This is a genomic window from Humitalea sp. 24SJ18S-53, assembly GCF_050632385.1.
Classification (GTDB): Bacteria; Pseudomonadota; Alphaproteobacteria; order Acetobacterales; family Acetobacteraceae; genus Humitalea.
Map to the genome: position 1 here is coordinate 1,617,655 of NZ_CP192599.1, position 18,046 is coordinate 1,635,700.

Annotated in this window: 18 protein-coding genes; 6 read left to right on the top strand and 12 right to left on the bottom strand. The window is 69.4% G+C overall.

The window, feature by feature from the left end; translation table 11 throughout:
• Nucleotides 1-20 precede the first annotated feature (20 nt).
• Nucleotides 21-1,346, top strand: a complete 1,326-nt coding sequence (locus ACQW02_RS07830; protein ID WP_431284708.1) for an LLM class flavin-dependent oxidoreductase — start codon at nt 21-23, stop codon at nt 1,344-1,346.
• Here ACQW02_RS07830 and ACQW02_RS07835 read toward each other — a convergent pair.
• From ACQW02_RS07835 to ACQW02_RS07865, 7 genes are read right to left on the bottom strand one after another with little or no spacing between them, the layout of a single operon-like run.
• Nucleotides 1,343-1,786, bottom strand: a complete 444-nt coding sequence (locus ACQW02_RS07835; RefSeq protein WP_431284709.1) for a MarR family winged helix-turn-helix transcriptional regulator — start codon at nt 1,784-1,786, stop codon at nt 1,343-1,345. The two genes, ACQW02_RS07830 and ACQW02_RS07835, sit on opposite strands and share 4 nt — an antisense overlap.
• On the bottom strand, nt 1,783-3,411 hold the full coding sequence (locus ACQW02_RS07840; RefSeq protein ID WP_431284710.1) for an AMP-binding protein: 1,629 nt from the start codon (nt 3,409-3,411) through the stop codon (nt 1,783-1,785). The genes ACQW02_RS07835 and ACQW02_RS07840 overlap by 4 nt, the downstream gene beginning before the upstream one ends.
• The gene (locus tag ACQW02_RS07845) at nt 3,408-4,145 is read right to left on the bottom strand and encodes an enoyl-CoA hydratase/isomerase family protein (RefSeq protein ID WP_431284711.1); all 738 of its coding nucleotides are present in this window, start codon (nt 4,143-4,145) and stop codon (nt 3,408-3,410) included. The genes ACQW02_RS07840 and ACQW02_RS07845 overlap by 4 nt, the downstream gene beginning before the upstream one ends.
• On the bottom strand, nt 4,142-5,332 hold the full coding sequence (locus ACQW02_RS07850) for a CaiB/BaiF CoA transferase family protein (protein WP_431284712.1): 1,191 nt from the start codon (nt 5,330-5,332) through the stop codon (nt 4,142-4,144). The genes ACQW02_RS07845 and ACQW02_RS07850 overlap by 4 nt, the downstream gene beginning before the upstream one ends.
• Entirely contained in the window at nt 5,329-5,958 is a 630-nt protein-coding gene (locus tag ACQW02_RS07855; protein ID WP_431284713.1) for an enoyl-CoA hydratase/isomerase family protein, read from the bottom strand. Before ACQW02_RS07855 ends, ACQW02_RS07850 begins: the two co-directional genes overlap by 4 nt.
• A complete protein-coding gene (locus ACQW02_RS07860) occupies nt 5,955-6,911 on the bottom strand; it encodes an NAD(P)H-dependent flavin oxidoreductase (protein WP_431284714.1) in 957 nt (318 codons plus the stop codon). The genes ACQW02_RS07855 and ACQW02_RS07860 overlap by 4 nt, the downstream gene beginning before the upstream one ends.
• Complete coding sequence (locus tag ACQW02_RS07865) at nt 6,908-7,870, bottom strand: Bug family tripartite tricarboxylate transporter substrate binding protein (RefSeq protein ID WP_431284715.1); 963 nt, start codon at nt 7,868-7,870, stop codon at nt 6,908-6,910. Before ACQW02_RS07865 ends, ACQW02_RS07860 begins: the two co-directional genes overlap by 4 nt.
• 95 nt (nt 7,871-7,965) lie before the next feature.
• Between ACQW02_RS07865 and ACQW02_RS07870 the strand changes: the two genes are divergently transcribed.
• A complete protein-coding gene (locus tag ACQW02_RS07870; protein ID WP_431284716.1) occupies nt 7,966-8,922 on the top strand; it encodes a Bug family tripartite tricarboxylate transporter substrate binding protein in 957 nt (318 codons plus the stop codon).
• Nucleotides 8,923-8,926: 4 nt separating this feature from the next.
• On the opposite strand, the gene ACQW02_RS07875 is transcribed toward ACQW02_RS07870, so the two are convergent.
• Entirely contained in the window at nt 8,927-9,784 is an 858-nt protein-coding gene (locus tag ACQW02_RS07875) for a CoA-binding protein (protein WP_431284717.1), read from the bottom strand.
• 14 nt (nt 9,785-9,798) lie between these two features.
• Between ACQW02_RS07875 and ACQW02_RS07880 the strand changes: the two genes are divergently transcribed.
• Nucleotides 9,799-10,935, top strand: coding sequence for an ATP-grasp domain-containing protein (locus ACQW02_RS07880; RefSeq protein WP_431284718.1), 1,137 nt, complete (start codon nt 9,799-9,801; stop codon nt 10,933-10,935).
• Between the two features lie 50 nt (nt 10,936-10,985).
• Here the strand turns inward: ACQW02_RS07880 and ACQW02_RS07885 are convergent, their stop codons facing one another.
• Nucleotides 10,986-12,143, bottom strand: a complete 1,158-nt coding sequence (locus ACQW02_RS07885) for a D-alanyl-D-alanine carboxypeptidase family protein (protein WP_431284719.1) — start codon at nt 12,141-12,143, stop codon at nt 10,986-10,988.
• Between the two features lie 354 nt (nt 12,144-12,497).
• Here ACQW02_RS07885 and ACQW02_RS07890 point away from each other — a divergent pair, with 354 nt between their 5' ends.
• The 3 genes from ACQW02_RS07890 (at nt 12,498) to clpA (ending at nt 16,335) form a co-directional block, all read left to right on the top strand.
• Complete coding sequence (locus ACQW02_RS07890; protein ID WP_431284720.1) at nt 12,498-13,052, top strand: phasin family protein; 555 nt, start codon at nt 12,498-12,500, stop codon at nt 13,050-13,052.
• Between the two features lie 319 nt (nt 13,053-13,371).
• The gene (gene clpS / locus ACQW02_RS07895) at nt 13,372-13,791 is read left to right on the top strand and encodes an ATP-dependent Clp protease adapter ClpS (RefSeq protein ID WP_431285874.1); all 420 of its coding nucleotides are present in this window, start codon (nt 13,372-13,374) and stop codon (nt 13,789-13,791) included.
• 189 nt (nt 13,792-13,980) lie between these two features.
• Nucleotides 13,981-16,335, top strand: a complete 2,355-nt coding sequence (clpA, locus tag ACQW02_RS07900) for an ATP-dependent Clp protease ATP-binding subunit ClpA (protein ID WP_431284721.1) — start codon at nt 13,981-13,983, stop codon at nt 16,333-16,335.
• Nucleotides 16,336-16,353: 18 nt separating this feature from the next.
• Here the strand turns inward: clpA and ACQW02_RS07905 are convergent, their stop codons facing one another.
• The 3 genes from ACQW02_RS07905 to ACQW02_RS07915 are packed head-to-tail and all read right to left on the bottom strand — an operon-like array spanning nt 16,354 to nt 18,042.
• The gene (locus ACQW02_RS07905) at nt 16,354-17,223 is read right to left on the bottom strand and encodes a GDSL-type esterase/lipase family protein (protein WP_431284722.1); all 870 of its coding nucleotides are present in this window, start codon (nt 17,221-17,223) and stop codon (nt 16,354-16,356) included.
• The gene (locus tag ACQW02_RS07910) at nt 17,163-17,663 is read right to left on the bottom strand and encodes a hypothetical protein (RefSeq protein WP_431284723.1); all 501 of its coding nucleotides are present in this window, start codon (nt 17,661-17,663) and stop codon (nt 17,163-17,165) included. Before ACQW02_RS07910 ends, ACQW02_RS07905 begins: the two co-directional genes overlap by 61 nt.
• Nucleotides 17,664-17,712: 49 nt before the next feature.
• Complete coding sequence (locus ACQW02_RS07915; RefSeq protein ID WP_431285875.1) at nt 17,713-18,042, bottom strand: carboxymuconolactone decarboxylase family protein; 330 nt, start codon at nt 18,040-18,042, stop codon at nt 17,713-17,715.
• Nucleotides 18,043-18,046 lie beyond the last annotated feature (4 nt).

The window sequence follows — 18,046 nt, forward strand, 5'->3', positions numbered from 1 at the left end:
CGCAGCATGGGGAATTCCGTATGTCGTCCCGTCCGATCAAACTTGGCGCCTTCCTGCACGGCTTTGGTCACCATCAGGCAGGTTGGCGGCATCCGCAGACCGATATCGCCCAGGAATTCAGCTTCGCGCATTACGCGCGCCTGGCGCAGACGGCGGAACGTGGCTTTTTCGACATGGTCTTCCTGGCCGACAGCACCGGCATCCGCGATTGGGACCTGGATGCGCTGAGCCATACCGCCCGCGCCGCGGTGTTCGAACCCGTGACCCTGCTGGCCGCGCTATCGGTGGTGACGAAACACGTCGGCCTCGTGGCGACGGCCTCCACATCCTACAACGAGCCCTATACCATCGCCCGGAAGTTCGCCTCGATTGATATGTTGAGCGAGGGGCGTGCGGGATGGAACCTCGTGACCTCCACGACAGAATCGGAGGCGATGAACTTCCACCTCGATCGCCAGACACCGCATGGCGATCGTTACCAACGTGCCAGCGAATTCGCCGATGTCGTGATGGGTCTGTGGGATTCTTGGGCACCCGATGCCTTTCCCCGCGACAAGGCGAGCGGGCGATACTTCGATCCCAAGGGCTTGCGCTTCCTGCATCACCGCGGCGCGCATTTCGGTGTGCGCGGGCCGCTGAACGCGCCGCGTTCGGTGCAGGGCCGGCCGATCATCGTGCAGGCCGGATCATCCGAGGATGGCAAGGCATTGGCTGCGCGAACCGCCGATGTCGTCTTCACCGCGCAACCGACCCTGGCCGCGGCCAGCACCTTCTACGCCGACCTGAAGTGCCGCATGGCCCAGCATGGCCGCACACCGGATACGTTGAAAATCATGCCCGGCCTGCTGACCATCGTCGGCGCGACCGAGGCCGAGGCGCGACAGAAATTCGCCGACCTGCAAGGGCTGATCCATCCCAGCGTCGGCATCGCGCAATTGTCGGAACTGCTGGGGCGTTTCGACCTGTCGCCCTATCCGGTCGATGGGCCGCTGCCCGAAATTCCCGAGACCACAGGCGGACAAAGCCGCCGCCAGGTGCTGGTCGACATGGCACGGCGCGAAAACCTGAGCATCCGGCAATTGTATGAACGCACGGCCGCCGCGCGCGGCTTCCTGATGGCGATCGGCACCGCCAGCCAGATCGCCGATACGCTGGAACAATGGGTCGATGAGGACGGGGCCGATGGCTTCAACCTGATGCCGCCGGTGATGCCCGGGGACCTCGATGATTTCGTCGACCAGGTGGTGCCGGAACTGCAACGGCGCGGGCGTGTGCGCAGGGAATATGAGGGCACGACCCTGCGGCAGAACCTGGGCCTGGCGCTGCCGGCCAGCGCCCACGACTAGGCCTGTTTGCGCGCGACCTCGGTCAGCCGCGCGATGGCGTCTTCCAGCAGCGCGCGTTCCTCGGGCGGCAGGGCGGCCATGAAGGCCGCGTCGCGCGCGCGGGCGGCGGCCATCAGCCCCTGGTGCAGATCCACGCCGGCCGGCGACAGGCGCAAGGTGATCTCCCGCGCATCGCCGCGCCCGGCCTCCCGCAGCACGAAACCCCGTGCGACCAGCCCCGAGACCGTGCGGCTGGCCTGGCCTTTGTCCAGGCCCGATTGCTTCGCCAGATCCTTCAACGCCATCGGCGCGAAACCGCCAAGCAACGCGATCGTCCGCCATTCCATCAGCGACACGCCGAACTCCCGCCGGTAGCGCGACGCGGCACCGCGCGACAGCGCATTGGCCAGGCGGTGCACGCGGTAGGACAGCAGGTCCTTGATGGTTGCGGCCTCCTTCACGCGGCGGGCGCCTCCGCGCCCATGCGCGCCAGCGCTTCGGTCCGCAACTGGCCTTTCTGCACCTTGCCGGAGGCCGTCATGCCGATGGTCTCGAAATCCTCCACCAGCCAAAGCCGGCGCGGCAGGCGGAAATTGGCGATGCGCGGGCGCAGCCAGTCCAGCACGGCGGCGGGGTCCAGCAGCGCGCCATCCGTCGCGCGGACGAAGGCGACCGGCACTTCCCCCAGCCGCGCATCCGGCACGCCGACGACCTGGGCCATCGCGATCATGGGATGGGCGAGCAGGGCTTCCTCGACCTCGGCCGGCGCCACGTTCTCCCCACCGACGCGCAGGACATCCTTCAACCGGCCCGACAGATGCAGCCGCCCATCAGTGGTCAGGCTGCCGAGGTCACCGGTCCGCAGCCAGCCATCGGCGGTGATGGCGCGGGCCGTCGCCTCGGGGTCGTTCACGTAGCCGAGCATCACCGACCAGCCGCGCACCTGGATTTCGCCGCGCCTCTCCGCTGGCACGGGCGCGAGCGTATCGGGATCGGCGATGCGGATCTCGATCCCCGGATGCGGCAGGGCGAGGCCCGCGATGCGCAGGTCGAGCGGTTCGCGGTAGTCCGACAGCACGACATTGGGCGAGGCCTCGGACAGTCCATAGGCCCAGGCCAGGTCGCGGATGCCCAGGTCATCGACGATGCGGCGCATGGTCTGCGGCCCGGCGGCGGCCCAGCCGGCCCGCAGGTGCAGCCGGTCACGAATGAAATCGGGATGCGTCAGCATCAGTTGGAAAATGCTGTCGTTGCCGCTGGTGACGGTGCATTGCTCGGTCGCCAGCAGGCGCAGCGCCTCGCCGGCTTCGAAGGTCGGGGGGGTGACCAGGCAGGCGCCGGTGACCGCGCAGACCAGCAGCGACAAGGTGCTGCCCGCGACATGGAAGAAGGGGCGGCAATTCAGGTAGCGGTCGGTGTCGCGCACGCCCAGGCGCAGCGCGCAGGCGCTGGCGTTGCGGATCATGTTCTGGTGGCTGAGCAACACGCCTTTGGGAAAGGCGGTGGTGCCGGAGGTGAATTGCACCAGCAGCGCGTCCTGGTCGGTGACCGCGGCGATGGCGGCCTCCAGCTCGGCCTCGGTCGCGGCCGCGGCGCGGAACGCGCCCATCGGCAGCGCGGCTGCGGGCACATCCGTGCCGGTGACGACGACGTGGCGCAGCAGCGGCAGGGCGGTGCCGGGCAGGGCGGTCAGCAGCGCGGGTTCCGCCTCGGCCAGCAAGGCCACGAAATCCTGGCGCAGGAAGCGGTCGGCCATCAACAGCGCGCGGCAATCGGCGCGACGCAGCGCATGGGCGATTTCATTCGCGCGCCAGCGCGTGTTCAGCGGCACCGAGATGCAGCCGATCAACCCCGCCGCGTAGAATCCGACGACCCATTCGGCGGTATTGGCGAACAGCAACCCGACCGCATCGCCGCGCCGCAGCCCCAGCGCCAGCAACGACCGCGCCATCGCGCGTGCCTCATCGCGCAGCCCCGCGTGGCTCAGCCGCACGGGGCCGGCGACAAGGGCTTCGGCGGCCGGAAAATGGGTCGCGTTGCGGTCCAGCAGGTCGGATATGCGCAGCGGCGCCCAGATCTCGGTCATTGGCCGAACCCGGCCATGGCGCGCTTCCAGTCGGCGGCCGCCAGGCTGTCCTCGATCGCCAGCAGCTCGGTCGCCAGCGCGCCGCGCGGGTCGCGCGCCAGGCCTTCCTCGATGCAGCGCTTGGCCATGGCCAGGGATGCGGCGGGGGCCTTCAGCATGGGGGCCAGGATGGCGGCGACCTCGGCCTCCACCGCATCGGGCGCGACCAGGCGGGAGACGAGGCCCTGCGCCAATGCGTCCTCGGCCGACAGGGTGCGGCCGGTCAGCATCATGTCCTTGGCCAGGCGCTTGCCCAGGATGCGCGGCAGGCGCTGGGTCGCGCCGACGGTGCCCCACAGCGCTTCCGGCGTGCGGAAGGATGCGGCGGGGGTGGCCAGGATGAAATCGGCGATGGCGGCGATTTCCACGCCCGATCCGATGGCGGGGCCTTCGACCACGGCGACCACCGGCATCGCCAGGCTCTCCAGCGCGTCATAGGCGGCAAAAGCGCGCAGGCGGCGGGCGCGGATGGCGTCATCGCCCATGCCCTGGCGTTCCTTGATGTCGGCACCGGCGCAGAAGACCGGGCCATTGGCGCGGATCAGCACGGCGCGCACCGCCTGTTCGGTGGCGCCACGGGCGGCGGCATGCAGGGCGGCGCACATGGCCAGGTTCAGGGCATTGCGCGCCTGCGGCCGGTTCAAGGTCAGCGTCATCACGCCGTCGTCGATGGTGATCAGAACGGGTTCGGTCATATGGCCCCCTCGGCCCGCAATGCGGCGATGCGCGCGTGATTATACCCCAACCCACCCAGGATCGCGTCGGTGTGTTCGCCCAGGGATGGCGGGCGGGTCGTCGCCTGCGGGTCGTCGAAGCCATCGAAGCGGAACGGCAGCCGCAGGGATGGGAAACTGCCCAGGACTGGGTCGTCAAAAGCCTGCACCGCGCCGCGCGCGACGACATGGGGGTCGGCCAGGACCTCATCCAGCGCCAGCACCGGCCCGTTCGGCACATCGACCGCATCCAGCGCCGCCACGGCCTGCGCCCGGGTCATGCCCGCAAGCGCGGCGGTCAGCATCGCCATGACGTGTTCCCGCGCGACCAGCCGCGCCGCGTTCGTCGCAAGGCTGGGGTCGTCCGGCAGCCCCAGCGCCCGGCACAGCGGCGCCCAATGCTGGTCGCTGGCGGTGATGTGCAGGAAGCGGCCGTCGGCGCAGCGGAACGACGCGGTCGGCACCCGGCCCGGGTGTTCGGTGCCGAGGCGCGGCGGCACTTCGCCGAGCGCGAAAAACCGCGCGGCGGCGATGGTCAGCAGGGATACCTGGCCCTCCAGCATCGACAGATCGACATGGGCACCCTGGCCGGTCGCATCCCGCCCGCGCAGCGCCGCCAGCAGGGCGATCGCGGCCCACAACCCGCTGGTCAGGTCGGCCACCGGCAAGCCCGGCTTGACCGGCCCGCCACCGCGTTCGCCGGTCAGCGACATCAGGCCGCCCATGGCCTGAAAGACGGTGTCGTAGCCCTTGCGCTTCGCATAAGGCCCCGTCTGGCCGAAGCCCGTGCAGGACAGCATCACCAGCCGCGGCGCGATCGGGTGCAGCGAGGCCCAGTCCAACCCCCGGCGCTTCAGCGTGCCGACCGGGAAATTCTCCACCAGCGCATCGGATTGCTGGGCCAGGGCGCGGATGATCGCGATGCCTTCCGGATGCCGCAGGTTCACCGTGATGCTGCGCTTGGCCCGGTTGCAGGCCATGAAGTAACCCGAGACCGTTTCGCCATCCGCCCCTTGGGCAAAGGGTTCGAAGCCACGGGTTTCGTCGCCGGCGCCGGGTTGTTCGACCTTGATCACCTCGGCCCCCAATTCGGCCAGGATCATCGAGGCAAAGGGGCAGGCCAGCACCCGCGACAAATCCAGGATGCGCAGGCCAGCGAGAGGTGTCATCCGGCGATCATCTTCTTCAGTTCCAGCAATGCCTCGGGCGGCAGCAGGGTGGCGGCCGTGGCCAGGGCGGTGGCCTCGGTCAGCAGGGCTTCGGGCGGCACGACGCGGGCGGCCAGGCCGAAGCGCAGCGCCTCGGGCGCGGGCATGGGGCGGCCGGTGGCCAGCAGGTCGAAGGCGACGCCGGGCGGCACGCGGGCGATCAGCCCAGGCGCCACCACACGCGGCATCATCTTGTGCCGGGCCTCCGGCCAACCCAGGCAGGCATCATCGGTCATCACCACCGCATCGCAGGCCAGCGCCAGCGCCGCCCCGGCGCCCAGGGCCGAACCATGCACCGCGGCGATGATCGGTTTGCCGATGGTGCGGGGTGCATCCATCATCCACCCCGTCATGGCGAAGCGTTCGCGGTCGCCCGGATTGGCGCGCATCTCGGCCAGGTCGGCGCCGGCGCAGAAATGCGGGCCATTGCCGGTGATGACGATGGCGCGCACCGATGCATCGGCCCCGGCCGCCACCAGCGCGTCGCATAGCGCGGCAATGGTCGCGGTATCCAGCGCATTGCGTTTCTGCGGCCGGTCCAGGGCGATGCGGCGCACGCCCTCGGCATGGGTGACGACGACGCTCATCCGATCATCCTTCTGCGCGCGGCCTCGGCTTCTTCGATCAAGCGCTGCATGACCAGGGCGGTGGGGGGGCAGTCGTCGATCAGCCCGGCGGTCTGCCCGGCCTCGACCTTGCCAAGGGCGACGTCGCCATCGAGGGCCGCTTCCTTCAGCGTATGCGACATGTAGAGCGTGGCGAGGTCGTCCTTGCCCATGCCCGCGCGTTCGGCGGCATCCACCGCATCGGTGAAGGCGTTGCGGATCTGCCGCACCGGCAGGCCGCCGCGCCCGACCAGGCGCGTATCGGCGATGCCCGCGCCCAGCACGGCCTGCTTGTAGGCGGCGTGGACCGAGGCTTCCTCGGTCATCAGGAAGCGCGTGCCCAATTGCGCGCCCTCCGCACCCAAGGCGAACATCGCCGCGATCCCGGCGCCATCGGCGACCCCGCCGGCGCCGATCACTGGCAAGGCGGTGGCCCGCACGACGGAGCGCACCAGCACCAGCGCGGAGACCTCATCCGGCGCGGGATGGCCACCGGCCTCGCCACCCACGACGATCAGCGCATCGACCCCGGCGGCCTCGGCCTTGGTCGCGTGGTCCGGGCCGGCGACGACGTGGATCCATTTCACGCCGCGCGCATGGAAGCGCGCCAGATGCGCGCGCGGGCCACCCTGGCTGACGATCAGGATGGGCACCGCCTCGGCTTCCGCAATGTCCAGGAATTCGGCGGAACGCTTGTTGTAGAGCGGGATGTTGACGGCAAACGGCGCATCGGTGCCGGCGCGGATTTCGCGGATGGCATCGACCAGTGCATCGGGGCGCATCGGCCCGGCGGCAATGACGCCAAGCCCCCCCGCCCGCGCCACCGCCAGCGGCAGCGCGGCCGAGGACGACGCCCAGGACATGCCGCCCTGCACGATCGGCACGCGAATGCCGAGCAACGCCGGCAGGCGAGAGGCGAAGCCGAAAGCGCTCAAAGCGTCGTCACCCCCGTCTGTCGTACCAGCGGCGCCCATTTGGCCTGTTCCGATTGGATGAACGCCAAGGTCGCCGCCGGCGTCATCGGTGCCGCGATGGCCTCTACCGAGGCGAAGCGGGCGATCAGGGCGGGGTCGCGCAGGGATTCGACAGCCGCCGTGTGCAACCGGGCCAGGGCATCGGGCGGAACCCCGGCCGGGGCGGCCAGGCCATACCAATTGTCGGACAGCACGCGCGGCAAGCCGACCTCGGCCGTGGTCGGCACGTCGGGCAGGGCGGCGACGCGCGCGCCCGTCGTCACCGCCAGCGGCTTCAGCGTGCCGGCGCGGATGTGGGCGATCAGCACCGGCACATCGGCGATCATATAGGCGAAGCGGCGCCCCAGCAGGTCGGTCACCGCCGGTGCGGCACCACGGTAGGGAATGTGTTCGGCGGTGATGCCGGCTTCCAGCGCGAAGAGCGCCGAGGCGAGATGCGTGATGCTGCCGGCGCCCGCCGAGCCATATTGCAGCGCCCCATCCCGCCCGCGCAGGATCAGGGTCGCGACATCGGGAATGCCATCGCCGGCATGGACCACCAGAACCTCCGGCACCCGCGCTACCAGGGTGAGTTGCGCCAGGTCGCGATCGACCTGGAAGGGCATGGGCTGCGGCAGCGACGGCGCGATCGCCATGGCCGCGGCCCCGGTCAGCGCCAGCACATGCCCATCGGGGGTGGCCTTGACCACGGCATCCACGCCCGTGACCCCACCCGCGCCGGTGCGGTTTTCGACCACGACGGGCTGGCCGAGGCGGGTCGCCATCGCCTCGGCCAGCACCCGGGCAAACAGGTCGGCGGGGCCGCCGGCGGCGAAGGGGACGACCAGGCGGATCGGGCGCGTCGGCTCCCAAGCCGCGGCGCCGCGGCCAAGGGCGGGCAGGCTGAGCCCCGCGAGGATAAGGCTGCGGCGATTTGGCATGTTTGTCTCCCTATCTTGGCGAGGCTAGCAAAATGGTTGATGATGTCAACGGAACCGCCAAATGGAACCGCCAAATGAAATGGGAGAAACAAGAAATGTCCCTGACGCGCCGCGCGATATTGGCCGCCCCGCTCCTCGCAACACCGGCCTTGGGGCAGGGCGCCTGGCCGCAGCGACCCGTGCGCTTCATCGTCCCCTTCGCCCCGGGCGGGCCGGTCGAGGTTCCGGCCCGCGTCGTCGCCGACACCCTGTCGCGCAGCACCGGCCAGCCCTTTGTCGTGGAAACCAGGCCGGGGGCCGGGGGTGCGCTGGGGATCCAGACGGTGGTGCAGGCGAATGACCCGCATACGCTGCTGTTCACGACCTCCTCGGTCGCGATCCTGCCGGCGCTGGTGCGCGATCCGGGGTATGATCCGTTCCGTGACCTGACGCCGATCTCGATGGTGTCGGATGCGCCGATGGCCTTGCTGGCCAAGCCGGATGGGCGGGTGCGGGACCTGGCCGGGCTGCTGGCGCTGGCGCGGCAGAAACCGGGTGAGATCTCCTACGGCTCCTCCGGCAGCGGCAGCACGACGCATCTGGGCGGCGCGCTGCTGGCGCAGCGGGCGGGGATCGACCTGCTGCATGTGCCGTATCGCGGCGCGGGGCAGGCGGTGAATGCGCTCTATGCCGGGGATACCGACCTGTTGGTGACGGGGACCATCGAATCGATGCCGCATGTCCGCGACGGCCGGTTGCGCGCCATCGCGGTGACAGGCCCCGCGCGCATCGCCCCCTGGCCCGACGTGCCCTTCGCCGGGGAGATGGTGCCCGACTACGCCATCACCATCTGGTACGGCATGTTCGGCGGCCGTGGCCTGGCGCCCGAGGTCGCTGCCCGGATCGTCGCCGATTGCGCGCCGCTGGTCGCGGGCAGCCTGTTGAAGGAACGGCTGCAGGAGTCCGGCGCGGAACTGCTGCTGAACGGGCCGGGGCCACTGGCCGCGCGCATGGCGCGGGAGGTCCCGCAGTGGAAAGCCCTGGCGGCGGCGACCGGCATCCGCGCCGAGTGATCGTCTACCGCAGCACGCCGCGCAGGGCCGCGATCACCTCGGCCGGGCCATCGGCGACCAGGGCGCCGGCGGCGGCCAGGGCGGCGATCTTGGCGGCGGCGGTCTCCCGCTCTGCCCCCGCGAGAGCACCCGCATGACCCATGCGCGTGCCCGCCGGCGCGTGGCGGCCGACGATCATCGCGACCAGCGGTTTCTGGGGCATCGCCTCGCACAGGGCGTATTCCTTGGTGCCGCCCAATTCGCCGCAATAGACCACGGCATCGACACCCGGATCGGCCGCGACGGCCGCGACCCATTCATCTGGGTTGCGCCCGATCACCGCGTCGCCGCCGATGTTCACCACGATGCGCTGGCCGATGCCGGCCGTGGTCAGCGCCCGTGCCATGGCCAGGGTCAGCGTGCCGCTGCGCGACAGCAGCGCGACCCGGCCCGGCGCACAGAAATCCGGCGCGATGGAGCCAAGCACGCCGACCCCGGGCACACAGAGCCCCAGGGTATTCGGCCCGACCAGCCAGGACCCGGCGGCCCGCGCCACCTGGGCGGCGGCCAGCCCATCATGCAGCGGGGCGTATTCGGCCGCGGCGACGATGGTCGGGATATGCAGGTCGGCGCAGATGCCGACGGCTTCCAACAGCCCCTCGGGCGGGGTGTAGAGCACCGCCGCATCGGCCGGTTCGGGCATGTCGCGGGCATCGTCGAACAGCGGCACGCCGTCCAGCACGGTGCCGCCGCGACCCGGCGCGATGCCGGCCACGATCTGCGTGCCGGCGGCGCGCATTGCCGCGACTTGGGCCTGGCCATAGCGCCCGGCCGGGTTGAACACGACGACACGGCGTGGAAACGCCTGCAAAAATGCGGTCACTTGAGGGGAATCCAATGCGGTTGACGGAACACGAAGGCAAGGCGCTGCTGCGCCGCCATGGCATCGCAGTGCCGCATGGATCGTTGATAAGCGCAACCGATCCAGCCCCCGATTGGCCGGGCACCGGCGTCGCGAAAGCCCAGGTGCTTGAGGGCGGGCGCGGCAAGCGCGGCCTGGTGCGGGTGTTTGGCGCCGGCGATTGCGCGGACGCGGTGGCCGCCGTCCGGGCGTCCGGGGCGGGCCACGTGCCGCTGCTGATCGAGGAAGCGCTGCCGATCCAGCGCGAGATCTACCTGTCGCTGCGCGTCGACGGCACGGCCCAGACCATCGCGCTGTTGGCTTCGGCCGAAGGCGGGGTGGAGATCGAGCAAGGCCCCCCGCCGCTGGCCATCGGCTTTTCCACCCGCGACCCGCATGCGGCGTCGGTGATCCTCGCTGGGCTGCGTCAGGGCTTCCCCACCGACCTCGCGGTGAAGATCGCACGCCTGGTCCGCCGCCTGGCCACGGTCATGATCGCCGAGGATCTGGAACTGCTGGAGATCAACCCCCTGGCCCTGCTGCCGGACGGGCGCCTGGTCGCGGCCGACGCCCGGATCATGCGCGACGACGCGGCCGGGCTGCGGCACGACGCGGCCGACACCGCGACCTCGGTCGTGCTGGAGGCCGCGGCCCGCACCCCGCTGGAACAACGCGCGGCGGCGATGGGGTTTTCCTTCGTCGAACTGGCGGGGGGCAGCGTGGCGCTGGTCAGTGCCGGCGCCGGCCTGGGCATGATGCTGGTCGATCTGCTGGCCGATGCGGGGGCACCGGCCGCCTGCTTCATGGACAATGCCCATGGCGGGCCGGCGGAAACCTCCGCGGAACGCCTGGCGATCGCCTATGAACTCGCGGCGCGGCCAGAGGTGCGGGCGATCCTGTTCTGCACGGTGCTGGCGTCCCGGCCGTTGCGTGGGCGGGTGGACGCGCTGGCCGAGGCCTTGCGCCTGTCGCCCCCGCCCAAGCCGCTGGTGGTGGCGATCGCCGCCGGACATACGGCGCTGGCAGGGTATTCGATGGCGGAGGCCGCGGCGCGTCTGGCGGCGGTGGGCGTCGTCGCGCTGCATGACGACCCGGTGGCGGCCGTCGCGGCGGTGGCGCGGCTGGCGGCGTAGGGTCGTAGAAAGCCCGAGGGGAAGGACCTGCTTCCCTCGGCCTTTCCGTTTCAGCCTGCCGGGGAGCGGCCCGTGGCCGCGGCCTGGCGCGGCGGCCGGGGGGGCGGCACGACCGCGCGCGCCGTCGGGGCAACGACCGCCCGCGGACGCGTGGCCGCGGCCCGCGCGGCCGGCGCCTGGCGTGCCGGTGCCGCGCGCTGTGGCGCGGCCGCGGCGCGCGTGGCTGCCCGCCGCTGGGCGGCGGTCGGCGCTGCCGCGCGCCGTGCGGCGGCCGACGGGGGCGCCGCGGTGGGGCGGATGGCGACCGTCCGCAGCGCGGGCGCGGCCTCGGCCCGGGCGACGAAGGCTGGGCGTGGGGCAGGGCGCGCCGCCATCACCGCGCTGCGCGGCGCGACGCCGGATGCGGCGAAACCCTGGTCCAGGAGCGCCGCCATGTGCAGGTCGCGCGCGTACCAGGACTCGCCGCCGAACACCGCGCCGACCAGGCGCACATTGTCGCGTTCGGCACTGGTCACGATGTTGAAGCCACTGGCGTTGATGAAGCCCGTCTTGATGCCGTCGGCGCCGGCGTAGCTGTCCAGCATCCGGTTGTGGTTGCGCAACTGCACCCCCGCCATCCTGACATGGACGGTGGCGAAATAGGCGTAGCGCTGCGGGAAATCGATGAACAGCCGGCGACCCAAGGTCGCCATGTCCCGCGCCGAGGTGATCTGGTCGATGTCGGGCAGGCCGGAGGCGTTGCGGAAGGTCGTGCGCGACATGCCGAGCGAACGGGCCCGCGTCGTCATGGCCTGCGCGAATTGATATTCGGAACCGCCCAGGGTTTCGCCGAGCAAGGCCGCGACGTCATTGGCGCTCTTGGTGATCAGGGCCAGGATGGCCTGTTCGACCGTGATCGACACGCCGACCGGCAGGCCGAGCTTGGATGGCGGCATCGCCGCGGCGGAGTCGGTCATGGCGATGCGCTGGTCCAGCCGCAGCCGGCCGTCGCGCAGCGCCTCGAACACCATATATAGGGTCATCATCTTGGTCAGCGACGCCGGATGGCGCGCTTCATCCGGGCTGGCGCTGGTCAGCACCTCTCCGGTGCGGGCATTGAGCACGATCGCGCTGTAGCGCGCGCTGCCGATCTGGGCGGCCGCCGGCTTCGCCCAGAGGGCGGATCCGGCGCCAACCAGAAGGCTGGCGATGAAAAACAAACGTCGCATGGTCATTATAAGCCCGCGAGCCCCCACCCACGGGGGCAGGACATGCCCCCGGTATCCGCCCCCAGCGGACACCTGCAGGTTGCAGCCTAGCCATGCGCCGGCGGCGCGTCATCGGGAACGTGCGGGGAACATCACGAGTCTTCAAGGCTTTGCTGCCCAGGGCTGGTGTCGGTCGGGAGGCGCCTTGGGGTCTGCGCCCCGAGATGTTCATGGTGCAGTGCAAAATAATTCTTGCGCCGCGTCCGAGGGGCAGGCATATCAGGGTCGTGCTGCGGTGCAGCAAAGAACTGGCTGCAGTACGGGTTCGGGCCATTTCGGCCGCGCCCGCAAAGACCAAAGGTGATGGAGAATACCATGGCTGAAACGAAGACGACCCCGACCGAAAAAGTGGCCCGTATCGCGACCGACGCGACCGCCGCTGGCGCCGAGCAGGCGAAGAAGATTGTGCAGGACAGCACTGTCCAGGCGAAGAAGTTTTTTGAAGATGGCGCCAGCAAGGCGCGTGCGGCGATCGAAGATGGCGTGGCGAAGGCCACGAAGTCCTCTGAAGACCTGATGAAGGCGGCCCAGGACGCTGCCGAATTCGGCCGTGGCAACGTGGAAGCCCTGACCAAGGCGACGCAGACCTACATGGCCGGCGTGCAGGACCTGAGCAAGCAGACCCTGGCGCTGGTGCAGGGCCTGGCCGAGCACGCGATGGAGGGTGCCAAGGCGCTCGCCGCCGTGAAGTCGCTGAAGGAAGCCGCCGACGTGCAGTCCGCCTTCGCCAAGGCCGGCTTTGAGAAGGCGATGAGCGAGACCGCCAAGCTGCAGGAAGCGACCCTGAAGCTGGTCGAGACCGCCGCCGCCCCGATCACCGCCCGCGCGACCGCCGCGATGGAAAAGGTGACCAAGCCGCTCGCGGCCTGATCACGCGCTTCATTGCCGAGAGTAAGGCGACGGCCGCTGGGGTGACCCTGCGGCCGTCGCTGCTTTTGTGTTTGACCCGCCGCCGGCATGGCGGATTCACGCGGAAACACGCACAGCCCTTTCCGCGGCCCCTCGCGTCCCGATATGATGCGACGCAAGACGGGCCGCGGGCTGGCAGATACCCGGCGGGTTGGCCGCCGGAAACAGCGTGTGGACCGCGTCCGACAGCAAGGCCGACAGCAAGGCGATGAACGAACACTTCGAAGACCCGATCAGGCACGCCGGACCCGGCGCTGAGCCCGATGAGACACCGCCCGGCATGCGCCCGGGCCTTTCGCGCGCGGCTGGCCAGGACGGCGGCAAGGATGGCGGCGGCAAGGACGGCGGCGGAAAAGACGGCGGCGGAAAAGACGGGGGCAAGGACGGCGGCAAGGATGGCGACGGCCTCGGCACCGGCGTCGTCGTCCGCACGCGGCCCAAGACCCGCAAGCCGGCGATGTACAAGGTGCTGATGCTGAACGACGACTACACGCCGATGGAATTCGTCGTGCATGTCCTCGAACGCTTCTTCCAGAAGAACCGCGACGAGGCGACGCGGATCATGCTGCATGTGCATCGCCGCGGCGTCGGGGTTTGCGGGGTTTTCACCTACGAGGTCGCCGAAACCAAGGTGACGCAGGTGATGGACCTTGCGCGGCAAAACCAGCATCCTCTGCAGTGCACCATCGAAAAAGAGTGAGCTGCTCGATTCGAGGTGGACTACCGGGTGGGGTTCCCAAGGTCGTGATCCGACATTTTACGCATTGAATGGCGTCCATGACGGTTTCAAGGCCTAAAACAGTAAGGGAACCGCGCCAACATGCGTAAGATACGACACTGGGACCATCGCGGCGCGTGATCGCGGTGGGCCCTTCAGGGGAGCCTGCCGATGCTGTCCCGCAACCTCGAACAGACGCTCCACCGGGCGCTTGGCCTGGCCAACGACCGCAAACATGAATACGCGACGCTTGAACACCTGCTGCTTGCCCTGGCCGAGGATACCGACGCCACCACCGTCCTGCGCGCCTGTGGCGTGGATGTGGACCGGCTGAAACGGGACCTGGGCGAATTCCTGGACAAGGATCTCGCGGGGCTCGTCTCCGATCGCGGCGCCGAGCCCAAGCCCACCGCCGGCTTCCAGCGCGTGGTGCAGCGGGCGGCGATCCATGTCCAATCCTCCGGCAAGGATGAGGTGACGGGCGCCAATGTGCTCGTGGCCCTGTTCTCCGAACGGGAGAGCCATGCCGTCTACTTCCTGCAATTGCAGGATATGACGCGGTTGGACGCGGTGAACTTCATCAGCCACGGCATCGCCAAGTCGCCCGGCCGCAGCCAGGCGCGCCCGCCCACCGGCCAGAAGGAAGGTGGCAACGGCCCCGGCGAGGAGCCCGAGGAAAAGGAACGCCCCGCCCGCGGCAAGGCGCAGGACGCGCTGACCAACTACTGCGTGAACCTGAACAAGAAGGCCCAGGCCGGGAAGATCGACCCGCTGATCGGGCGCGATCCCGAAATCGAGCGGACGATCCAGATCCTCTGCCGCCGGACCAAGAACAACCCGCTCTATGTGGGCGACCCCGGCGTCGGCAAGACCGCGATCGCCGAGGGCCTGGCCAAGCGCATCATCGAGGGCGACGTGCCGGAAGTCCTGGCCAAGTCCACGATCTACGCGCTCGACATGGGCAGCCTGCTGGCCGGCACCCGCTACCGCGGCGATTTCGAGGAACGGCTGAAGGCCGTGGTGAATGAGTTGGAAGCCCAGCCGGGCTCCATCCTGTTCATCGACGAGATCCATACGGTGATCGGCGCCGGCGCGACCTCGGGCGGGGCGATGGATGCCTCCAACCTGCTGAAGCCGGCCTTGGCCCAGGGCACGATGCGTTGCATTGGCAGCACCACCTACAAGGAATACCGCCAGCACTTCGAGAAGGACCGCGCTTTGGTCCGGCGGTTCCAGAAGATCGACGTGAACGAGCCCTCGGTCGAGGACGCGGTCAAGATTCTCCAGGGTCTCAAGACCAACTACGAGAAGCACCACAAGGTCCGCTACACGCCGGAAGCCATCCGGGCGGCGGTGGAACTCTCGGCCAAATACATCCACGACCGGAAGCTGCCGGACAAGGCGATCGACGTGATCGACGAAGTGGGTGCCTCCCGGATGCTGGTGCCCGAGAACAAGCGCCGCAAGACCGTGACCTTGAAGGACGTCGAGGACATCGTCGCCAAGATCGCCCGCATCCCCCCCAAGTCGGTGTCGTCCGACGACAAGGAGACGCTGCGGACCTTGGATCGTGACCTGAAGTCCATGGTCTTCGGCCAGGACCGGGCGATCGAGACCCTGTCGGCGGCGATCAAGCTGTCGCGCGCCGGGTTGCGGGACATGGAGAAGCCGATCGGCAACTACCTGTTCAGCGGCCCGACCGGCGTCGGCAAGACCGAAGTCGCCAAGCAACTGGCCAAGGTGCTGGGGATCGAGCTGATCCGCTTCGACATGTCCGAATACATGGAGCGCCACAGCATCAGTCGGCTGATCGGCGCGCCCCCGGGCTATGTCGGCTTCGACCAGGGCGGCTTGCTGACCGACAGCATCGACCAGCATCCCCACGCGGTGCTGCTGCTGGATGAGATCGAGAAGGCCCACCAGGACCTCTACAACATCCTGTTGCAGGTCATGGACCATGGGAAACTGACCGATCACAACGGCAAGACGGTCGATTTCCGCAACGTCGTCCTGATCATGACCACCAACGCGGGCGCGGCCGACATGGCCAAGCCCACCATCGGCTTCGGTCGCGAAACGCGGGTGGGTGAGGATGAGGATGCGATCAAGCGCATGTTCACCCCCGAATTCCGCAACCGCCTGGATGCCGTGGTGCCCTTCGGCGCGCTGACGCAGGAAATCGTCGGCCGGGTTGTGGACAAATTCGTGATGCAGTTGGAAGCGCAACTGGCCGACCGCAACGTCACGATCGAACTCTCCTCGGCCGCCCGGGAATACCTGGCCGAACGTGGCTATGACCCGCTGTATGGCGCTCGCCCCCTGGCGCGGGTCATCCAGGAGACGATCAAGAAGCCGCTGGCCGAGGAACTGCTCTTCGGCCGCCTGGTGAAGGGTGGCTCGGTAAAAGTGCAGTTGAAGGACGGCGCGCTGGCCTTCGACTACACGGAAGCTCCGCCCCCGGCCCTGCCCAAGCCCGAAGCCGGGCCGGATGGCGAGCCGGAGAAGGAACCCGAAGCGGTCGAGTAACCCCGGCCTGGGGCTGCGTCAGCGCAGCCCCAGGACCCCAAGGTCAAACGCATACCCCATGGCGACATAGCCCGCCCGGTTCGGGTGCAGCCTGTCGCCTGGGCCGCCGGTCGTGGACTCCGGCACGAATTCCGCCCGCATGCCCCCCGTTGCCGGGTCCAAGGTCGCGGTATCGAATTCCACCACCGCATCGAAGACGCCGCTGCCACGGATGAAGGCATTCAGCGCCTGTCGCTTGGCATCCTGTTCGGCAAAGCCATGCGCCGCACTGGTGCTGCCCAAGGCCGAGGTGACGGTCGCGCCGATCACCCGGATGCCGGGGATCGCGGCACGCAGCCGGGCGACGCCGGTCCGCATGCCCTCCTGCACCGCTTCGGCCGTCGCATTGCCGTTGCGGCTGAAGTCGTTGGTGCCTTCCAGCCAGATGAAATGGGTGACGCCGGACAGGCTGATCGCATCCCTCTCCAACCGCATCAGCGCCGAAGGCCCGCCGGGGAAGGGGTCCTGCGGCGAATAGACGGCGGGGCCGACGACCTGGTTGCCGCCGATGCCGGCGTTGACGATGGCGACCCGGTTCATCGGCAGCCGCCGCGCCAGCACATCGGGCCAGCGGTCATCGCCATTCATGGTGGATGCCGTGCCGTCGGTGATCGAATCGCCAAAGGCCACGATCACGGGCGTCCCCGCCGGCGCCGTCATGTCCAGCGCATCGAGGAAGAACCAGGAGGCGGTGGGGTGGGGGAAGGAGGCCTCGGCCTCCTCGGCCCCGCGCGAACCGGCACCGGGGGCGGTCGCAAAGGAGGTTTGCAGCGCCTTGGCATGCCAGGTCATCGGCCCGCTGGTGCCCACCACATGCAGGCTGACCGCCAGTTTCCGGCCTGACAGCAAGGCATTGTCGGGATCGGCGCGAAGGGCAGGGCCACCGGATCGCTCCAGGCCTGGCCACCCGGCGGGATGGTCACGCGGGCCTCGCCGCCGAAGCGGACCGGCTGGTTGGTGCCGGGCATCACCGTGGCGCCGCCCTGCTGCAAGCCGACGAACACGCCATCCAAGGTCAAGGGCTGGGTGCCGAGGGCATTGGTGAAACGCAACCGCGCCTCGCGCCCCCAGATCGAGGGGCGGATGATCAGCCGCAGGCTCTGGTCATTGGCGCCCGTCGCGGGGGTCGGGAAGGCGAAGCGCTGGTCGGGCTGCGCCGAGGGATTGCCGATGGGGTAGGGGCCCTGGACCGAGGCCGCCCAGCTTGTCACCCAATGCCTGGCCGGTTGCGCCTGCGCGGGCGCGATCATCGCCCCCAACGCCAGCAGAGCCGCGAAGATACGACGCATGCACTGTCCTCCCTGGGCATTGTTTCGCCCTTGGGGGGAAGCATGGCCTTTAATCGCCGGCGCGGTCCAGCACGTGCAGCGAATAGGTGAAGGCCGCCCCGGCATTCAGCGCCACGGCGACGCCAAGCGCCTCGGCCATCTCTCCCTTGGTCGCGCCCGCCGCCTGGGCCTTGCGGACATGCGCATCGATGCAGCCGTCGCAATGGGTGGTGACGGCGACGGCAAGCGCGATCAGTTCGCGCGTCTTGGCATCCAGGAACTGGGTCTTGGCCGCCCCGGCGCTGAGGGCCGAAAACCCCTTCACCAGTTCAGGGTGAAGGGCGGACATCGCCTTGCCCTGTTCGCGCAGGGCGCCGCTATAGGCGGGCCAGTCCTTGATGTCG